Origin of the sequence: Variovorax soli NBRC 106424 (assembly GCF_001591385.1) — a bacterium.
Taxonomy (GTDB): domain Bacteria; phylum Pseudomonadota; class Gammaproteobacteria; order Burkholderiales; family Burkholderiaceae_C; genus Variovorax; species Variovorax soli.
Genome location: NZ_BCUU01000041.1, coordinates 26,854 through 42,886, shown reverse-complemented (window position 1 = coordinate 42,886; position 16,033 = coordinate 26,854). Strand labels below are relative to the sequence as shown.

13 protein-coding genes are annotated in these 16,033 nt (G+C 69.8%); 5 read left to right on the top strand and 8 right to left on the bottom strand.

The window, feature by feature from the left end:
- The 6 genes from VSO01S_RS13820 to VSO01S_RS13795 all read right to left on the bottom strand — a co-directional run.
- On the bottom strand, nucleotides 1-1,322 hold a 1,322-nt coding region (locus tag VSO01S_RS13820), incomplete at its 3' end, for a serine/threonine-protein kinase (RefSeq protein ID WP_084241864.1).
- Complete coding sequence (gene tagF / locus VSO01S_RS13815) at nucleotides 1,319-1,996, bottom strand: type VI secretion system-associated protein TagF (RefSeq protein ID WP_068643321.1); 678 nt, start codon at nucleotides 1,994-1,996, stop codon at nucleotides 1,319-1,321. The genes VSO01S_RS13820 and tagF, both read right to left, overlap by 4 nt.
- Entirely contained in the window at nucleotides 1,996-5,598 is a 3,603-nt protein-coding gene (gene tssM, locus VSO01S_RS13810) for a type VI secretion system membrane subunit TssM (RefSeq protein WP_068643319.1), read from the bottom strand. Before tssM ends, tagF begins: the two co-directional genes overlap by 1 nt.
- Complete coding sequence (locus VSO01S_RS13805; RefSeq protein ID WP_068643317.1) at nucleotides 5,595-6,932, bottom strand: DotU family type VI secretion system protein; 1,338 nt, start codon at nucleotides 6,930-6,932, stop codon at nucleotides 5,595-5,597. The genes tssM and VSO01S_RS13805 overlap by 4 nt, the downstream gene beginning before the upstream one ends.
- Nucleotides 6,933-6,963: 31 nt before the next feature.
- The gene (gene tssK / locus VSO01S_RS13800; RefSeq protein ID WP_068643316.1) at nucleotides 6,964-8,298 is read right to left on the bottom strand and encodes a type VI secretion system baseplate subunit TssK; all 1,335 of its coding nucleotides are present in this window, start codon (nucleotides 8,296-8,298) and stop codon (nucleotides 6,964-6,966) included.
- Nucleotides 8,299-8,396: 98 nt separating this feature from the next.
- On the bottom strand, nucleotides 8,397-8,789 hold the full coding sequence (locus VSO01S_RS13795) for a hypothetical protein (RefSeq protein WP_068643311.1): 393 nt from the start codon (nucleotides 8,787-8,789) through the stop codon (nucleotides 8,397-8,399).
- Between the two features lie 165 nt (nucleotides 8,790-8,954).
- On the opposite strand from VSO01S_RS13795, the gene VSO01S_RS13790 reads away from it, so the two are divergent.
- From VSO01S_RS13790 to VSO01S_RS13775, 4 genes are all read left to right on the top strand, one after another.
- The gene (locus VSO01S_RS13790) at nucleotides 8,955-9,251 is read left to right on the top strand and encodes a YggT family protein (RefSeq protein WP_068643309.1); all 297 of its coding nucleotides are present in this window, start codon (nucleotides 8,955-8,957) and stop codon (nucleotides 9,249-9,251) included.
- Complete coding sequence (locus tag VSO01S_RS13785) at nucleotides 9,251-9,814, top strand: tetratricopeptide repeat protein (protein WP_245684210.1); 564 nt, start codon at nucleotides 9,251-9,253, stop codon at nucleotides 9,812-9,814. The genes VSO01S_RS13790 and VSO01S_RS13785 overlap by 1 nt, the downstream gene beginning before the upstream one ends.
- A gap of 101 nt (nucleotides 9,815-9,915) precedes the next feature.
- Entirely contained in the window at nucleotides 9,916-10,173 is a 258-nt protein-coding gene (locus VSO01S_RS13780; protein WP_068643305.1) for a DUF4212 domain-containing protein, read from the top strand.
- A 1-nt stretch (nucleotide 10,174) separates the two neighbouring features.
- Nucleotides 10,175-12,292: a sodium:solute symporter family protein gene (locus VSO01S_RS13775; protein ID WP_068643303.1), complete on the top strand. Its 2,118-nt coding sequence runs from the start codon at nucleotides 10,175-10,177 to the stop codon at nucleotides 12,290-12,292.
- A gap of 40 nt (nucleotides 12,293-12,332) precedes the next feature.
- On the opposite strand, the gene VSO01S_RS13770 is transcribed toward VSO01S_RS13775, so the two are convergent.
- Nucleotides 12,333-12,578, bottom strand: a complete 246-nt coding sequence (locus VSO01S_RS13770; protein WP_068643301.1) for a hypothetical protein — start codon at nucleotides 12,576-12,578, stop codon at nucleotides 12,333-12,335.
- Between the two features lie 225 nt (nucleotides 12,579-12,803).
- Nucleotides 12,804-13,868, bottom strand: coding sequence for a phosphate/phosphite/phosphonate ABC transporter substrate-binding protein (gene phnD, locus VSO01S_RS13765; RefSeq protein ID WP_068643299.1), 1,065 nt, complete (start codon nucleotides 13,866-13,868; stop codon nucleotides 12,804-12,806).
- Between the two features lie 91 nt (nucleotides 13,869-13,959).
- On the opposite strand from phnD, the gene VSO01S_RS13760 reads away from it, so the two are divergent.
- A complete protein-coding gene (locus VSO01S_RS13760) occupies nucleotides 13,960-15,888 on the top strand; it encodes an ATP-binding response regulator (protein WP_068643294.1) in 1,929 nt (642 codons plus the stop codon).
- Nucleotides 15,889-16,033: the final 145 nt, after the last annotated feature.

Here is a 16,033-nt window from a genome sequence, read left to right as displayed (position 1 = left end):
GCCGGCGCGGCTGCAGGCCCGCCGTCTGCCGTGCCTGCCGGCGTCTTCGCAGCGAGCTGCGCGTCGCCCTTGCTGGACGACTGCATCCACCACCATGCGCCACCGCCGGCGATCAATGCGAGCACCACGACAGCGGCCAGCGCCACCTGACGGCCCTTGCCTGCGGGACTGGCTGCACCCTCCGCAGCTGCTGCTCCCGAACTTGCGCCGGCATTCGTCCTGGCACCGCCTGGCGGAAGAATCACCGTGCGGTCGTCGTCCTGCACCACCGGCCGGCGCACCGGCGCGGCCTCGTCGGCCAGCCCCAGCAGGGCACGAAATTCCGCCATCGACTGCGGCCGTGCATCCGGCCGCACGCCGAGCCCCGCATCCACCGCCGACAAGAGGCGCGCGCTGTAGCGCCCCGCCAGCTGCGCATCGCCGGCCAGCGGCACGTAGCTGTCGTTGAGCAGCCGCGCCACCGAGGGCGGCGGCGCGCGGCCGGTGATGGCCACATGCATCACCGCTGCCAGCGCATACACGTCGGTCCACGCGCCCTGCGACATGTCGGGCATCTCGGCGTACTGCTCCACAGGCGCGTAGCCGGGCTTGAGGATGACGGTGATGGCCTGCGTCTTGTCGGTGATCACCCGGCGCGCCGCGCCGAAGTCCAGCAGCACCGGCCGGCCCGAGTCCGCCAGCAGGATGATGTTGTCCGGCGCGATGTCGCGGTGGTAGCAGTTGGCCGCGTGCATCACCGCCAGCGCCTGCGTCACGCCGTCGAGGATGGCCATCAGCCAGGCCTCGTCCACGCCACCCGGCCTGGCATTGAGTGCCTGGCGCAGCGTGTCGCCCCGGTAGAAGGGCATGGCCATGTAGGCGGTGCCCTTCTCCTGCCAGAAGCGCAGCACCTTCAACAGCGACGGATGGTCGAACTGCGCCAGCAGACGCGCCTCGTTGATGAAGCTGCGCAGGCCCAGGTCGAAGGTCTCGCGCACGCGCTGCGACAGCGGCGACACGGTGCCGTCGCCGGCGCGGCTGGACAGCGACACGGGCAGGTATTCCTTCACCGCCACCACGCGCTCCAGGTCGGTGTCCCAGGCTTCGTAGACCACGCCGAAGCCGCCCTGGCCCACCACGCGCGTCAGCTCGAACTCGGCCAGCCGGCTGCCCAGCGGCAGCAGGCCCGCCTCCGGCGCATCGCCGCCCGGTGCCGGCGCGGCGGTCCCTTGGGAGGTTGGCACACCGGAGACGACGACAGTGGCGCCGTCGTCCTGCGGCTGCTGCGTCGTGGTGCCGGCGCCGACCACCTGCGTGGGCTCCAGCGGATCGTTGTCGCTCACTGCTTGTCCTCCGGCGACGTCGCGCCGGCCCAGAAGCCGAACAGCGCGTCGAATTGCTCGTCCTGCGGCAGGCCGTGCGTGCTCATGCCCTGGCCGGCCTCGGCCTGCGGATCGGTGAACCACAGCGAGGCGCCGTATTCGGGAAACACCAGCATCGCGGTCTCGCTGCCATCCGGCGGCGCATCGATGTTGGCGGCAGCGTCTTCGGCTTGCGCGGGCTCGGCCGCTTCGGCACGGCCGAAGCGCGCGTGCAGCAGGGCATCGAAGCGCGCCGCATCCAGGTCCTGCTCCAGGCCGTCCACCGCGGCCTGCGCCGCCTGCCGCAGCCAGCGCTGTGCGCGCGCCAGTACCTGGCCGTGGATTTCCGCGGGCGACCAGGCCAGCGGCGTCGCCACCGTGAAGGGAAAGTAGCGCCCCACCGAATCCACCGAAGGCATCAGCACGCCGATCCAGGGCGAATCGCCCGCCATCACGCCTTCGCCGAGCACGAAGCACCACAGCGGCGCCTGCAGGTAGCGCTCGGTCCAGTCGGCATGCCGGCTGCGCAACTGCGTGAGCCCGCCCTGCAGCCAGCGGTCCCACGCGTGGCGAAAGTCGTCGGGCAGGCGCCGATGGGCGAAGTCGCCCATGCCCGGCAACTTGCCGTACCAGCCGGGCAGGAGCGACTCGTCCATCACAAGCCCTCGGGGCAGGCGAACTCGCGCAGCTCCTTCAAGCGGATGGGATGCTGCACGCTGTTGGTGGTGACTTCGAAGCGCGCGCGCCGTGCGCCCACCTGGAAGGTGATGAAGAACTTCTCGGGTGCGTCGCCCGATTCGAGCTGGCCTTCGTCGAGCACGCGGAACAAGGCCCACGGGCCGTCGGCGGTGCTGCCCGAAGGCCCGCTGGCCGAGGGCGGGCTCACCTGCAGCCGCACCTGGTTGCTGCCCTTGGGGCCGGGCCACTGCACCGCCATCGGCACCACCGGGCCGTGCGAGTACTTCACCAGCTGGCCGTCCACATCGAGGATGAACTGCGTGATGTTCGCGTCCATTTCCACCGGCTTGAAGTCCAGCCGCATCGACGGCCCGCGCCCGCCGCCGCGGAAGAAGATGTCCTTGATGCGCGCCGCGCGCTCGAACTGCACCAGCGCCTGCGTGGTGACGGCCGGCCGCTCGGCCACCGGCTTGTACTTCCACGGCCGGGTGCTGGTGTCCACCAGCGCGGCCAGCCGTTTCTGGAAGAACTCGTCCATCAGCCCGCCGGGGCCGAAGAACTGGCCGAAGTCCTCGGGCAGCACATCGCGCTTGGAGCTGGTGACGAAGGGATAGCGCCCCGCGATGGCGCGCTGGCAGAACTCGGTGACGGGCTTCAGGTCCAGGTTGAGGTTGCCGCGCTCGGCCACGCTGGCCTGCGCGGCGCCGGCCTGGCTCAGGTTCTCGACCATCGATCGCACCGGCTCGGGCAGGCGGCCCGCGTCGGACTTGAGCTTGCCGGCCACGTCGCCCGGCGGCGGCGAGGCACGCGACTTGACGGCCGTGTCCACCGCCGTGAGGTACACGTAGACCTCGTTGAAGAGCTTGAGCGCATCGTCCAGCGGTGCGGGGGCGCCGGGCGCCGGCGCGTTCACCAGCCGGCGCAGCGGCTCGAAGCGGTCGTCCACGATGCTCTCGATGCGCTTGCCCGGCGCCACCGTGGCCGCGTTGGCGCTGCCGGTGCCGGTGACGCTGCCCAGCAGTTCCTCCAGCCCCTTGCGCGTGCTGCGCACCGTCTCGGTGGCCTTGCTCACCACGTCCTTGCCTTCGGGCGGGATCAGCGTGGTCTCCTTCACCGCGGCGCGCAGGAACAGCGCCAGCGGCGAGGCCGCGCCAGAAAGGATGCGCGCAATCTCGATGTTCTTGTCCAGGCCCTGGGCGCGCACCAGGCGCACGTCGGAGAGCAGCGCCTCCCACACCTTCACGTATTCCTGCAGGTAGAGGCGCCGCACGCGGTCGGTGAGCGCATCGAGCGCGGCCGCATCCTTCAGCCGGTCCGCCATGCCCTTGTCCTGGCCCAGCACCCACGGGTCTTCGCTGGCCAGCAGCGCGCTGACCACCACCACTTCCTTCTGGAAGCGCTTGTGGTAGCCGTCGTAGGTGAACACGCCCGGAATGCCTTCGGTGAGCGGCTTGCCGCTGATGCGCTCGAACACCAGCGGGCCGGAAGGGCCGGCGGCATTGGCCACGGTGAAGGGCGGAATGTCCTTGCCCAGGTTCTGGCGCTTGAGGCGGCTGAACACGCGCGCTTCCAGCGGATAGCTGGCGAGCAGGGCGCGCACGTTGCGCACCAGGTTCTCGTCCATCTTCATCGGCACGCGCGGCGGGCCCTGGGCGATGAGCACGTCGAGCTGCTCTTCCAGCAGCTGGCGCTTGTCCTCGGGAACGCCGCGGTCCAGGCTGCGCGCCCAGTCGAGCGTGATCCAGGCCTTGAGCGCATCGGCGTCGAAGTGCTCGGGCTGGTTGAGCATGAGGTAGGTCTTGAGCGCCTCGTAGGTGTATTCGAGGTTGTCCTTCTGCGCGGTGCGCAGCTGGTCCTCGATGCGCTTGGCCACCTGCGGCAGGAAGGCCTCGTTGAGCGCGCGCTGGTGCGCCAGCATGGCGGCGGCATCGAGCTTGTCGCCCTGGTACAGGCCGAGCAGCATGGCCAGCGGCGGATCGCCTTCGCCGTTCTGCGGCGTGCGCCAGATGTTGCGCAGGCCCGCCAGGATGGGCGCCACGTCGACCAGGTGGGTGGTGCGCGCGGTGAGGGCCGACAAGGTCTCCTTGGCCGGTGCCACGCGCGCCTCCACCGACTTGAGGTATTCCATGTTGCGCCAGCCGCTCCAGCCCCAGGCGGCCAGCAGGCCGCAGGTGACGACCAGCATGCCCGCCACCGCGGCCAGGCGCAGCGTGTGGCGGCGCCGCTCCAGCTTCACGTCGGCGCCGGCCAGGCGCTGTTCGGGGAACACGACTTCGCGCAGCAGGTTGGTGAGGAAGTAGCTGCGCCCGCTGCCGCGCTGGGCGGGCAGCATCGCGCGCTCCAGCCCGAAGCTTCGGGCCATGCTGCCCATCACGCGGTCGATGGGGCTGCCTTCCTGCGTGCCGCTGGTGAAGTACACGCCGCGCACCCACGGCGGCTGCGCAAAGCGCGAGCCGGTGAATATCTGCTCCAGCAACTCCGCCACCAGCGGCCCCACCGAGCCGAACTGCGCCGGAAAGCCGAAGATGGCCGCGCGCCGCGCGCCGTCGGTCTCGCGCTGCATGCGGGCGATCAGCCCATCGTTGATGCGCTTGTGCAAGAGCGCGAACTCGCGCCCGAAGGCGCCGCCGATGCCCTCCTGCGCCACCGTGGCACCCTCTTCCATCGTCAGCGTGAAGCCGAACACCTGCGCGCGCTGCTCCTTGCCCAGGTCGTCGAAGTAGTCGGTGAAGCCGTACAGCAGGTCGGTCTTGGTGACCATCACGTACACCGGCAGCCGGGTGGCGAGCTTCTCGTCCAGTTCCTGCAGGCGCGCGCGGATCGAGGCCGCCAGCGTGGCGCGCTGCTCGGGCCCCTGGGTGAGCAGGTCACCCACGCTGATGCTGAGGAACACGCCGTTGAGCGGCCGGCGCGGACGCACCTTCTTGAGCAGCGCCAGGAAGGCGTCCCACGCGCCCTTGTCCTCGCTCTGGTGGCTGTCCTGCGTGGTGTAGCGCCCGGCCGTGTCGATCAGCACCGCGTCGTCGGTGAACCACCAGTCGCAGTTGCGCGTGCCGCCCACGCCGCGGATCGCGCCGGGGCCGAACTTCTCGGCCAGCGGAAAGCTCAGACCCGAGTTGACCAGCGCCGTCGTCTTGCCCGCACCCGGCGCGCCGATGAAGACATACCACGGCAGGTCGTACAGGTAGTTGCCGCCCGAGAGCGAGAGCCAGTCGCGCCAGCCCGGCTTCTTGCCGGCGGCCGACAGGCGCATCTGCTTGAGCGTGGCGACCGCCTCGGTAAAGCGTGTGTCGAGCACCTTCTGCTCGGCGTTTTCCGCTGCGGCAGCGGGCCGCGCGGCGGGCGCCTGCATCAGGCTGTCGTTCAGCTGCTTGCTGGCCTTGCGCGTGCGCAGGCGCCGCCAGATGGCCCGGCCCACCACCACCAGCACGATCAGGCCGATGAGCACCGCCCGCACCAGCTCGCTGCCCAGCGGCGTGAGTTCGCCGATCTTGATGAGCGGGCCGACCCACCAGACCAGGATGCCCAGCACCAGCAAGGCCAGCGTGATGAGCAGCAGCACGATGAGCTTCTTGATCATCGCTTGCCCTCCGCCAGCTCGGCCGCCACCCGGTCGGGCGGCGCCAGCAGCACGATGTCGACGCGGCGGTTGCGCGCGCGGTTGGCCGGCGTGTCGTTGGGCGCCACCGGCTCGGCATCGGCCTTGCCGTCGGCGCGCATCCGCGCCGGATCGACCTGCGCCGACAGCGCCAGCCGCACGCCTTCCGCCCGCGCGGCCGACAGATGCCAGTTGGACGGATAGCGCATGGAGCGGATCGGCACGTTGTCCGAGTGGCCGGTGATGAGCACCTCGCCCTTCACCTCGGCCAGCGCCTCGCCGATGCGCACCAGCACCGGCAGCGACTGCGCCATGGGCTCGGCGCTGCCGGAGGCGAAGAAACTGTCGCCGCGCAGCCGCACCGTGCTGCGGTCGGCCTCGTCGGTGACGGTGACCAGGCCCTGCTTCACCTCGGGCTCGAGGAACTTCGCCAGGCGCGGCTGCCGGGCCGGCACCACCGCCGGCGGCGCGATCTGCAGCTGCGGCACGCGCAGCGCCGAGAGTTGCGCATAGGTGTCGTCGGAGCGGTAGTTGAGCGCCAGGCGCAGGCCGAACCAAGCCAGCGCCAGCACCAGCAGGAACAGCGCGCCCACCACCCACAGCGGCAGCGAGTCGCGCAGCCGCACGTTGCCCGCGCCCTGGCCGCGCCAGTGCGGCGACAGCTCCGCTTCCAGCGGCGGCCGGTCCTTGGCGATGAGGTCGGCCAGCCGCTGGCGCACGCTGTCGAGCTGGCTGCGGCCGTTGTCGATCACACGGTAGCGGCCCTCGAAGCCCAGGGCCAGCACGCTGTAGATGAGTTCGAGCAGCTGGCGGTGCGTGGGCACGTCCTGCGCCAGCTTGGCCAGCAGCTGGAACACCTTCTCGCCGCCCCAGGCCTCGTTGTGGAACTGCACCAGCAGGCTCTGCTTGTTCCAGCCCGCCTGCGTGCCCCAGGGCGTGTTGGCCACGGCTTCGTCGAGCGCGGTGCACAGCACGTAGCGCGCGGCCAGCACCGTCTCGTTGCCGATGCCGGCGCGTCGCGCCTGGGCGTCGAACTGGTTCACCGCCTCGGCGGCCGAATTTCGCAGCGCCGCCACGTCGCGCGGCTGCACCATGTTGCGCAGCTTTCCGATGAGCACCAGAAGCTTGCCGGCTGCGGACACCAGCGGGTTGAGCAGGGCCATCTCGCCGATGTCGGCCGGCGGCGCCTCGCCAGCGCCACCGAAAGCCGTGGGCGGCGGCATGGCCGCGCTGCCGCCACCACCACTGCCGCGCGGCTTGGGCTTGATGACCGTGCGCTCGGACTCGTAGCCGGCAAAGGGGTCAGGCGTGCTCATAGGTCACCTTCGGACGGCCGGCGATGCGCATTCATGATGGTCGGATGGCCCAGAAGGCAAGCTCCAGCCCAGGGAAGTCGCCCGCAATGTGCATCGCAATCCCCCCCGACTGCTCGAGCTGGCGCCACAGGTCGCTGCTCTTGGTTTCCAGTTCGAAGTAGCTGGCGCCGGCATGGAAGGGGATCTGCCGCGGTGCCACCGGCATGGCGGTGAGCGCCACGCCCGGCAGCGCCAGCGTGACCAGGTCGCGGATGCGCTCCACCGGGCCGATGGTGACCTGCGTCGGAAAGCGCGCGCGCAGCGATTCGCCCGGCATCTGCGCGGTGGCGGCCAGCACGAAGGTGGCCTTGCGCTGCAGGTCGGTGTCCTTCACCACGGCCACGTGCACGTTGTTCTTGCGCTCGTGCAGCTCGATGCGGATGGCGGCGCGCTCGATCACCACCGAGAAGCTGCGGCGCAGGTCGTCCATCACCGGCCTGAAGCTCGCCGCCAGGTCGTCGTGGACATAAGGGCCGAAGCGCGTGGTGCGGCGCGCGTCGCGAAAAGTGACGAGGTCGCCCGCCAGCGAAAGGGCATGCTCGAAGAAGTGCTGCGGATGCAGCGTCGCGCTCTTGGCCAGATGCGCGAACACGGCTTCGTTGCGGTTCACCGTCTGCAGCATCAGGAAGTCGGCGATCTCGGCCACGCCGCCGGTGCCGCCAGCCGTGAGCGAGCCGGCCAGCTCGTCGCCGCGCTGGCGCAGCAAGCCCAGCAGTTCGTCCAGCCAGCCGCGCGGCAGCTGGTGCGCAGCCACGTCGAGCAAGGGCGGCACGTGGTTGCGATCGAGCAGCACCTGGTTGTCCGCGCGCCGCTCGGCCACGCGCGCCGCACGCAGGGTGGTCCAGGCGTCGGTGGCGTCGTTCGCGCGCATCAGGCGGGTGTGCAGCGCGCCCAGCTGCAGCATGGCGCTGCGCTCGCCGGCGGTGTTGGAGTCGGGCACCTCGGTTTCCTGCACGCGGTGGCGCACCAGGTCTTCGTAGCCTTCGGCATCCGCCTCGCGCGCACCGGCGCGGCGCAGGGGCAGCGCCAGCACGATGGCCTCGTCGCGCAGGCCTTCGGGAATGTCCAGCGCCTCGGGCAGCGGATCGACCGCCGGCATGTCGAAGGGCGTGCCGTCGCCGAACACGCCCACGGCGCGCGTCAGCGCAAGCTTGCCCAGCGCCAGGGCGGCGCTGTCGATCTCGATTTCCGCAAAGCCCCAGGCGTAGGGGCTGGTACTGCGCAGCAGCAGGTGACGTGCATGGTCCGCGTGGCGTTCGCTTTGCTGCAGGTGCTGGGGCTGCAACAGCATCCCCTCGCTCCAAACCACTTTCTTTCGCCAGCTCATCCGCGCTCCGTCCTTCGGCAGGGGTGCCAGAAGCACGGAGTTTCCAGTGCCGGCCTTACGCGGAAAATCCGCCTAACGGCCTAGTACGCCAGCCCGGCTCACAGCGCGATGTTCCAGGTGCTTGCGCAGTGGCGGCAGCGAACGTGCAGGCGGCTTTGGGGCGCGCCCTCCTGGGCCTGTTCGTCCTCGATGTCCCACCGCGCATAGGTGCCGCAGACGGGGCATGAGGCCTGTTCGGCCATGTGCTGGGCGTGGCCGAGCATGAGCAGGTAGCGCCGCAGCGCCCGGTGGCCGACGATGGCGCTGGCCACGACGCAGGCCAGGGCCGCGAGCCGCACTTGAAGGCTGCCGTGCGAGCCGAGCAACTCGATGCCGCCCAGCAGGCCGACGAAGCACAGCAACAGCAGCACCAGGTGCCCGTGGCACTGCAGCAGTTCGCGCTCGTACCACTTGCGAAAGCCCACGCGCTGGATGATTCGCCGCTCGTTCATGCCCGGCCTCCATTGGCACACGACAACCGCAGATGCCTCTGTGCTGCTGCACTGCACCAGAGGGTAAGCACCCACAAGGGATGACGGCCCAGGCGGCTGTTTGTAAGTGATCCGTAAGCATCGACGCAACAATTTCGTACGCCCTTGCCCGGACCCGGAGGTATCGTGCTTCTGCTCGCCTCGTCCGTCAAACTGATTGCCGAGATCGCCATCCTGGCGATGGTGGGGCAATGGCTGCTTGGCCTGCTGGCCGGGCAGCGGCGCCAGGAGAACTTCTTCTACCGGCTGCTGCAAGTCCTGACGGACCCCTTCGTGAAGGTGGTGCGGGCCATCACGCCGCGCGTCGTGCTCGATCGCCACATCCCCCTGGCCACGCTGCTGCTGATGCTGGCGATCTGGCTGATGGCCACGCTCGCCAAGGTCAACTTCTGCCTGCGGGTGGGCATGGAAGGATGCCGCTGATGCCGCACTGGCTGCTTCGCCTTCGCGCCATGGGCTGGCTGCTGATGGGCCGGCAGGAAGCGGCCGAGCGCGTATTTGGCGACATGCTCGCGCGCTGGCCGCGCGATGCGTACGCGCTGGCCAGCCGCAGCTTCGTGCGCGCGCAACTGGGACGGCGCGGCGAAGCCATCGAGGACGCGCGCAGGCTGGTGGACGCGCATCCGCAGCGCAGCGCCGGCGACTGGTTCAACCTGGGCTTTCTGCTGGAGGCCGATGGCCAGCTGGGCGAAGCGGTGGACGCCTTCGGCCAGGCCGTGGCGCGCGATGCAAAGCTCGACCGCGCCTGGTATGGCCTGGGCCTGGCCCTGCTGCGCCAGGGCCGCCGCGAAGAAGCCGTGCAGGCGCTCCAGCGCAATACCGAACTGCAGCCGATGAGCCCCTACGGCTGGTACCACCTGGCGCGTGCCCAGGCGGACTGCCAGCGGCCGGAGGAGGCACGCCGGATCATCAGGCATCTCCAGGGCTTCGAGCCCCGCATCGCCGCTCAACTGGAGCGCGAGACGGGCCTCGCCGCCGCATCGTAGTTGGGGCCTGCTGTCCGCCGGCTCGCGCCGGAGGGCAGTGGCCGCAAGGTCCGCCGGCCCTCGGGCCAGCAACGTGCAAGAAGCAACGTAGGAGACATGCGATGGAATTGACTGAAACGCAGCGCCACTACTGGCACAAGAACCTGCGCATCACCGCCATCCTGCTGGCCGTGTGGTTCTTCGTGACCTTCGTGATCGGATATTTCGCCCGCGACCTGAGCTTCAACTTCTTCGGCTGGCCCTTCAGCTTCTGGGTTGCCGCGCAAGGGGCACTGATCGTGTATGTGCTGATCATCTGGTTCTACGCGAGCTACATGAATCGCCTGGACCAGGAACACGGCGTGGCCGAGGAGAACTGACATGGCCGGACTGACCTTCGAGCACGGCGCCGCCCCCACCGCGGGCGAAAAAGGCCAATTCAAGAAGCAGCTCAACAAGGTGTACGGCTGGTACACCGGCGGCTTCATCGCCTTCATCGTGGTGCTGGCGGTGCTCGAGCAGATGGGGCTGCCGCGCAACTGGATCGGCTTCATCTTCCTGTTCGCCACCGTCGCGCTGTATGCCGGCATCGGCATCATGAGCCGCACCACCGACGCAGCCGAGTACTACGTGGCGGGGCGCCGGGTTCCGGCCATCTACAACGGCATGGCCACCGGCGCCGACTGGATGAGCGCCGCCTCCTTCATCGGCATGGCGGGCACGCTCTACCTCACCGGCTACGGCGGGCTGGCCTTCATCCTGGGCTGGACCGGCGGCTACTGCCTGGTGGCCCTGCTGCTGGCGCCGTACCTGCGCAAGTTCGGGCAGTTCACCATTCCGGACTTCCTGGGCGCGCGCTACGAAGGCAACCTGCCGCGCTTCATCGGCATCGTGGCAGCCATCCTGTGCTCCTTCACCTATGTGGTGGCGCAGATCTACGGCGTGGGCCTGATCACGACGCGGCTGTCGGGGCTGGCCTTCGAGGTCGGGATCTTCGTGGGCCTGGGCGGCATCCTGGTGTGCTCCTTCCTGGGCGGCATGCGGGCGGTGACCTGGACCCAGGTGGCGCAATACATCATCCTGATCATTGCGTACCTGGTGCCGGTGATCTGGCTTTCGGTCAAGCAGACCAACATCCCGGTTCCGCAGGCGGTGTACGGCTACCAGCTCGAGAAGGTGAGCAAGCGCGGCGACGAGTTGCGCAAGGACCCGAAGGAACTGGAGGTGGCCGGCATCTTCAAGGCGCGCGCCGCCGAGTTCGACGCCAAGATCAAGGCGCTGCCGGGTTCGCTGGCCACGGAGCGCGCCGCTGCCGAGAAGAAGGTGGCGGACCTGCAGGCCGCCAGCGCCCCGCCGGCCGAGGTCGCGGCGGCCCAGAAGGCACTGGCGGCCGTGCCCAAGGACGAGGCCTCGGCCCGCAAGGCCTGGACCGCCGCCAAGGCATCCAACGAGGCGCAGTCGCGGCCGCTGGCGGGCATGCCCAACCATGCGCAGATCTACGCGGGCGATCCGAAGGGCGACGCGGCGGCGCAGAAGGCCTTCGACGAATCGCGGCGCAACTTCCTGGCGCTGGTGTTCTGCCTCATGGTGGGCACAGCCGCGCTGCCGCACATCCTCATGCGCTACTACACCACGCCCTCGGTGCGCGAGGCTCGCGAATCGGTGACGTGGTCGCTGTTCTTCATCTTCCTGCTGTACTTCACCGCGCCCGCCCTGGCGGTGCTGGTGAAGTACGAGGTGTTCAACGTGCTGGTGGGCACGCCCTTCGACAAGCTGCCGGCCTGGATCGCCAACTGGTCGGCAGTGGATCCGGCGCTGCTGAGCGTGAGCGACGTGAACAAGGACGGCATCTTCCAGCTCTCCGAAATGCGCATCGGCGGGGACATCATCGTGCTGGCCACGCCCGAGATCGGCGGGCTGCCGTACGTGATCTCGGGCATGGTGGCGGCCGGCGGCCTGGCCGCCGCCCTGTCCACCGCGGACGGGCTGCTGCTGACCATCGCCAACGCGCTCTCGCACGACCTGTACTACAAGATGATCGACCCGAACGCGCCGGCCTCGCGCCGCGTGGCGATGTCCAAGGTGCTGCTGCTGGTGGTGGCGGTGTGCGCGGCGGCGGTGGCCGTGCAGAAACCGGCGGACATCCTGTTCCTGGTGTCGGCTGCCTTCTCCTTCGCGGCGGCGGCCTTCTTCCCGGCGCTGGTGCTGGGCATCTTCTGGAAACGCGCCAACAAGTGGGGCGCCTCGCTGGGCATGCTGGCGGGCCTGGGCATCACCTTCTACTACATGGCCGTCACCCAGCCCTGGATGCGCAGCGTGTTCGGCGTGACCAGCCCGGTGGAGCTGTGGTGGGGCATCCAGCCGATTTCCGCGGGGCTGTTCGGCGTGCCGGTGGGCTTCGCGGTGATCATCCTGGTGAGCCTGATGACCGGCGTGCCGAAGAAGGAGACGCAGGAGTTGGTCGAGCACGTGCGCTATCCCGATCTCAAGCGCGCCTGAACCGGGCGCGCAACCCGGTGCCTGCCGGCCTGCGCCGCGCTCAGGCGCCGGCTCCGGTGGCCGGCCCGACGATGCGGCCGGCCTCCACGTGCTCGTCGTAGTCGGTGCGCGGGATCGCCGTGTTCAGCGCGGCCCCGCCTTCTTCCCAGTGGATGACGGCGCTGTCCTCGGCGAGCACGACTTGCACCGGACCTTCCGGAATGCGCACCATCGGTCCGTCGCCGGCGCGGAACTCCACCAAGCCGCGGATGTGCGCATTGGGCTCGATGTGGGCATGCGCGGCCATCAGTACACGCCGAAGATCTTGAGCAGAACGATGACGCCGATGGGCACGCCGCACAGCCAGAGGATGAGGCTTTTCATGGTGGTGCGCTCCTGAAGGGGGTTTGCGATGACCGCAGTGTGGAGTGGCGCGCGGCCCGGCGGTGCAGGAGGCCGCGGGCTCACGCGGTGAGCGCAGGCCTACAAGTGCTGGCGGATGAGGCGCCAGCGGCGGCGGCAGTCCCGGTCATCAGGGCGAATTGCCGCGCAGCGCCGCCGTCTGCTGCGCGAACTCCGCATCCACCTTGGCCAGCCGCGCGGTGCGGGCCTCCTCGTTGACCCATTGCGCGTTCATCGCGCTTTGGCGCGCGAGTTGGTGCGCCAGCTTCGCGGCCGGCAGCAGCGAAGTGTTGTCGGCCGGCAGGAAGCCGGCCAGGTCGTGCAGCGACTTGAGCACCGCGCGCTCCGGGTCGCCGCGCGGCCCCGGCGTGCGGCCGTACGCGGCAAGGAAGGACTGCACCTTCTTCTGGAACTCCGGCGGGTACTCGCGGCGCGTGACGATCTGCGCATGCGGGATCAGGTCCGACTGCCACACGATGATCAGCCGCTGCGACTCGTCCGGAAACTGCAGCCTGAAGCGCTCGAAGTCCGCGGTGTTGTTGGTGGCCACGTCCGCCTCGCCGTTGGCCACGGCCAGCGCGGTGGCCTGGTGGGTGCCGACGAATTCGCTCTTGAAGCGCGTCTCCATGGCGATGCCGGCGGGCATGAACAGCTGCAGCTGCGGCACGATGAAGCCCGACACCGACTTGGCTTCCCCGCGCGCCAGGCGCCAGCGCTCGGGCTGCGCCAGCACATCTTCGAGCGTGGTCACGCTGCCGCCCTTGCGCAGCAGCAGCAGCGAGCGGTAGCCGGGCAGGCCGTCGTGGCGCGTGACCTGCGCCACCACCGTCATGCCGCGCAGGGTGACCGCATCCAGCGCCATGCGGCCCGACAGGAAGGCCATGTCGACCTGGTTGCGCTTGATGGCCTGGTCCAGCGCGTCGTACGAGGTGACCGAGAGCACGCTCACCGGCCGGTTGAGGACGCGGGCCAGGTCGGCCAGCAGCGGCTCCCAGTCGTTGCGCGACTCGAACACGCCGCCCAGCGGCAGGATGCCGAAGCGGATCGGGCCGTCCTGCACGCCCGCCGCCGGCAGGTGGGTCTGGGCGACGGCTGCCACATGCGCCCCCATCACAAGAAGAAGCAGGGCCGCGCCCCAGCGGCGCAGCCAGCCCGGCCGCGGACGGCACGGGGAAACGGTACGGGTGAACTGCATCGCGTCACTCCAGAAGCGGGGCCTTGGCGCCCTCCCCCACCAAAGTCGGGTGGTCAATGAAGGCAGGGTAGCTCACAATTAGATACCAAGAATGTCCGCACAGCCCACGCCATCCCTCTCGCGGGCGCAACGCATCCTGGGCGGACCGTATCGCGTCCTGGAGCGGCTGCCCCGACTCTCGCTCGCACAGCAACTGGTGCTGCTGGCGATACTGCCTGCGGCCATGGCCACGGTGGGCGCGATCGTGGTGCTCACCCGCCAGCACCTGGCCAACGTGACCGAGCTGATGCGCGCCAGCGGCCAGAACGTGGCGCTGCAGGTGGCCACGCTGGCGCAGACGCCGCTGATCCAGATGGACCGGCGCGCCCTGCAGCGCACCGCGGTGGCCGGCACCTCGCAGCCGCATGTGCAGCAGGTGCAGATCCGCACCGACGACGGCGAGATCCTGGCCAACGCCGAAACCGCCGACCGGGCGCGCACCGAAGGCCTGCGCGTGATCTCGCCGGTGCTGGGCGAAGACGGCAAGCGCGCCGGCGAGGTGATGGTGGAGATCAGCCTGGACGCCGTGGCCGACGCGCGCAAGGCGGTGTACCTCAACGTGCTGCTGGTGGCCGGCGCCAGCCTGGTCGGCGTGGGCCTGGCCGGCTGGTGGGCCGCGCGGCGCATCAGCGCGCCAATACGCAGCCTGGGCGAGGCGGTGGACCTGCTGGGCGCCGGCGAACACCCCACGGTGGAGGTGGTCGGCACGGCCGAAGTGCGCCGGCTGCAAAGCGGCTTCAACCAGGCGGCCTCGGCCCTGGCCGAAAGCCGGCGCATGCTGCAAAGCCGCATCGGCGACGCCACCGCCGAGCTGGCGCGCAAGAACGAGCAGCTCGAGCTGGCCAGCCAGGCCAAGACACGCCTTTTGGCCGCCGCCAGCCACGACCTGCGCCAGCCGCTGCATGCCCTCACCCTGTTTTCCGACGGGCTGGCCAATGGCGAGACCGACCCGGTGCGCCTGACCCGCATCGGCCACATCCGCGAATGCGTGGATTCGCTGGACCGGCTGTTCTCCGAGCTGCTCAACCTGTCGCAGCTCGATGCCGGCGTGCTGCAGCCGCGCTGGAGCGACTTTCCGCTGGACAGCCTGTTCGACGAGATCAGCCGCAACTTCCGCCCCGTGGCCGAGCAGCAGGGGCTGCGCCTGGTGGCGCGCAAGACCGACGCCTGGGTGCGCTGCGACTACGTGATGCTCTCGCGCATCCTGAACAACCTGGTGTCCAACTCGCTGCGCCACACGCACGAGGGCGGCGTGCTGGTGGGCGCGCGCCGGCGCGGGCGCGCCATCCGCATCGACGTGTGGGACACCGGCGTGGGCATTGCGCAGGAACACCAGGAGCGCGTGTTCGAGGAATTCTTCCAGGTCGATCCGCAGCGCACGCAGGGCATGTCGCGCGGCATGGGCCTGGGCCTGTCCACCGTGCAACGGCTGGCCGCGCTGCTCAACACCCGGGTCGAGCTGCGCTCGGTGCCCGGCAAGGGCACCGGCGTGCGCCTGCTGGTGCGCGCCGCCGAGCCGATGGCGGCCGGGGGTGCGATGGAGCCCGCCACCCTGCCCGCACCGCTGGATGCGCCGGCCAACCTGGAAGGCGTGCGCGTGCTGGTCATCGACGACGAGCGCACCATCCTCGAAGGCCTGCAGGTGGTGCTGTCGAGCTGGGGCGCGCAGGTGATGGCGGCGCAGACGCGCGCCGAGGCGCTGGCCATGGCCGACGCATGGGACGAGCCGCCCGAAGTGGTGCTCAGCGACCTGCTGCTGCAGGGCGGCGACAACGGCCTGGACCTGCTGCACGCGCTGGAGCGCCACCCGCGCGGCATCCGCGAGGGGACCGCGCGGCTGCTGGTCACCGGCGAGACCAAGCCCGACCGGCTGCGCGAAGTGGCCCAGGCCGGCATCATGGTGCTGTACAAGCCCGTGTCGCCGCGGGCGCTGCGCCAGGCCATCGCCACCCAGCTGGCGACGGTGCGCGCCAGCGCTTGATTCGATTGAAGCAGCGCGCGCCTCCCTCCCGTGAACTATGTCGTTCGGCCTATCGCCGGGCCTTGGCGAAGCTTGTCTGATAAGACATAAGCCCTCTGCCTAGTCGCGCGAACACAGGCGCGTCCCTAAAGTTTGAAGCACCCTC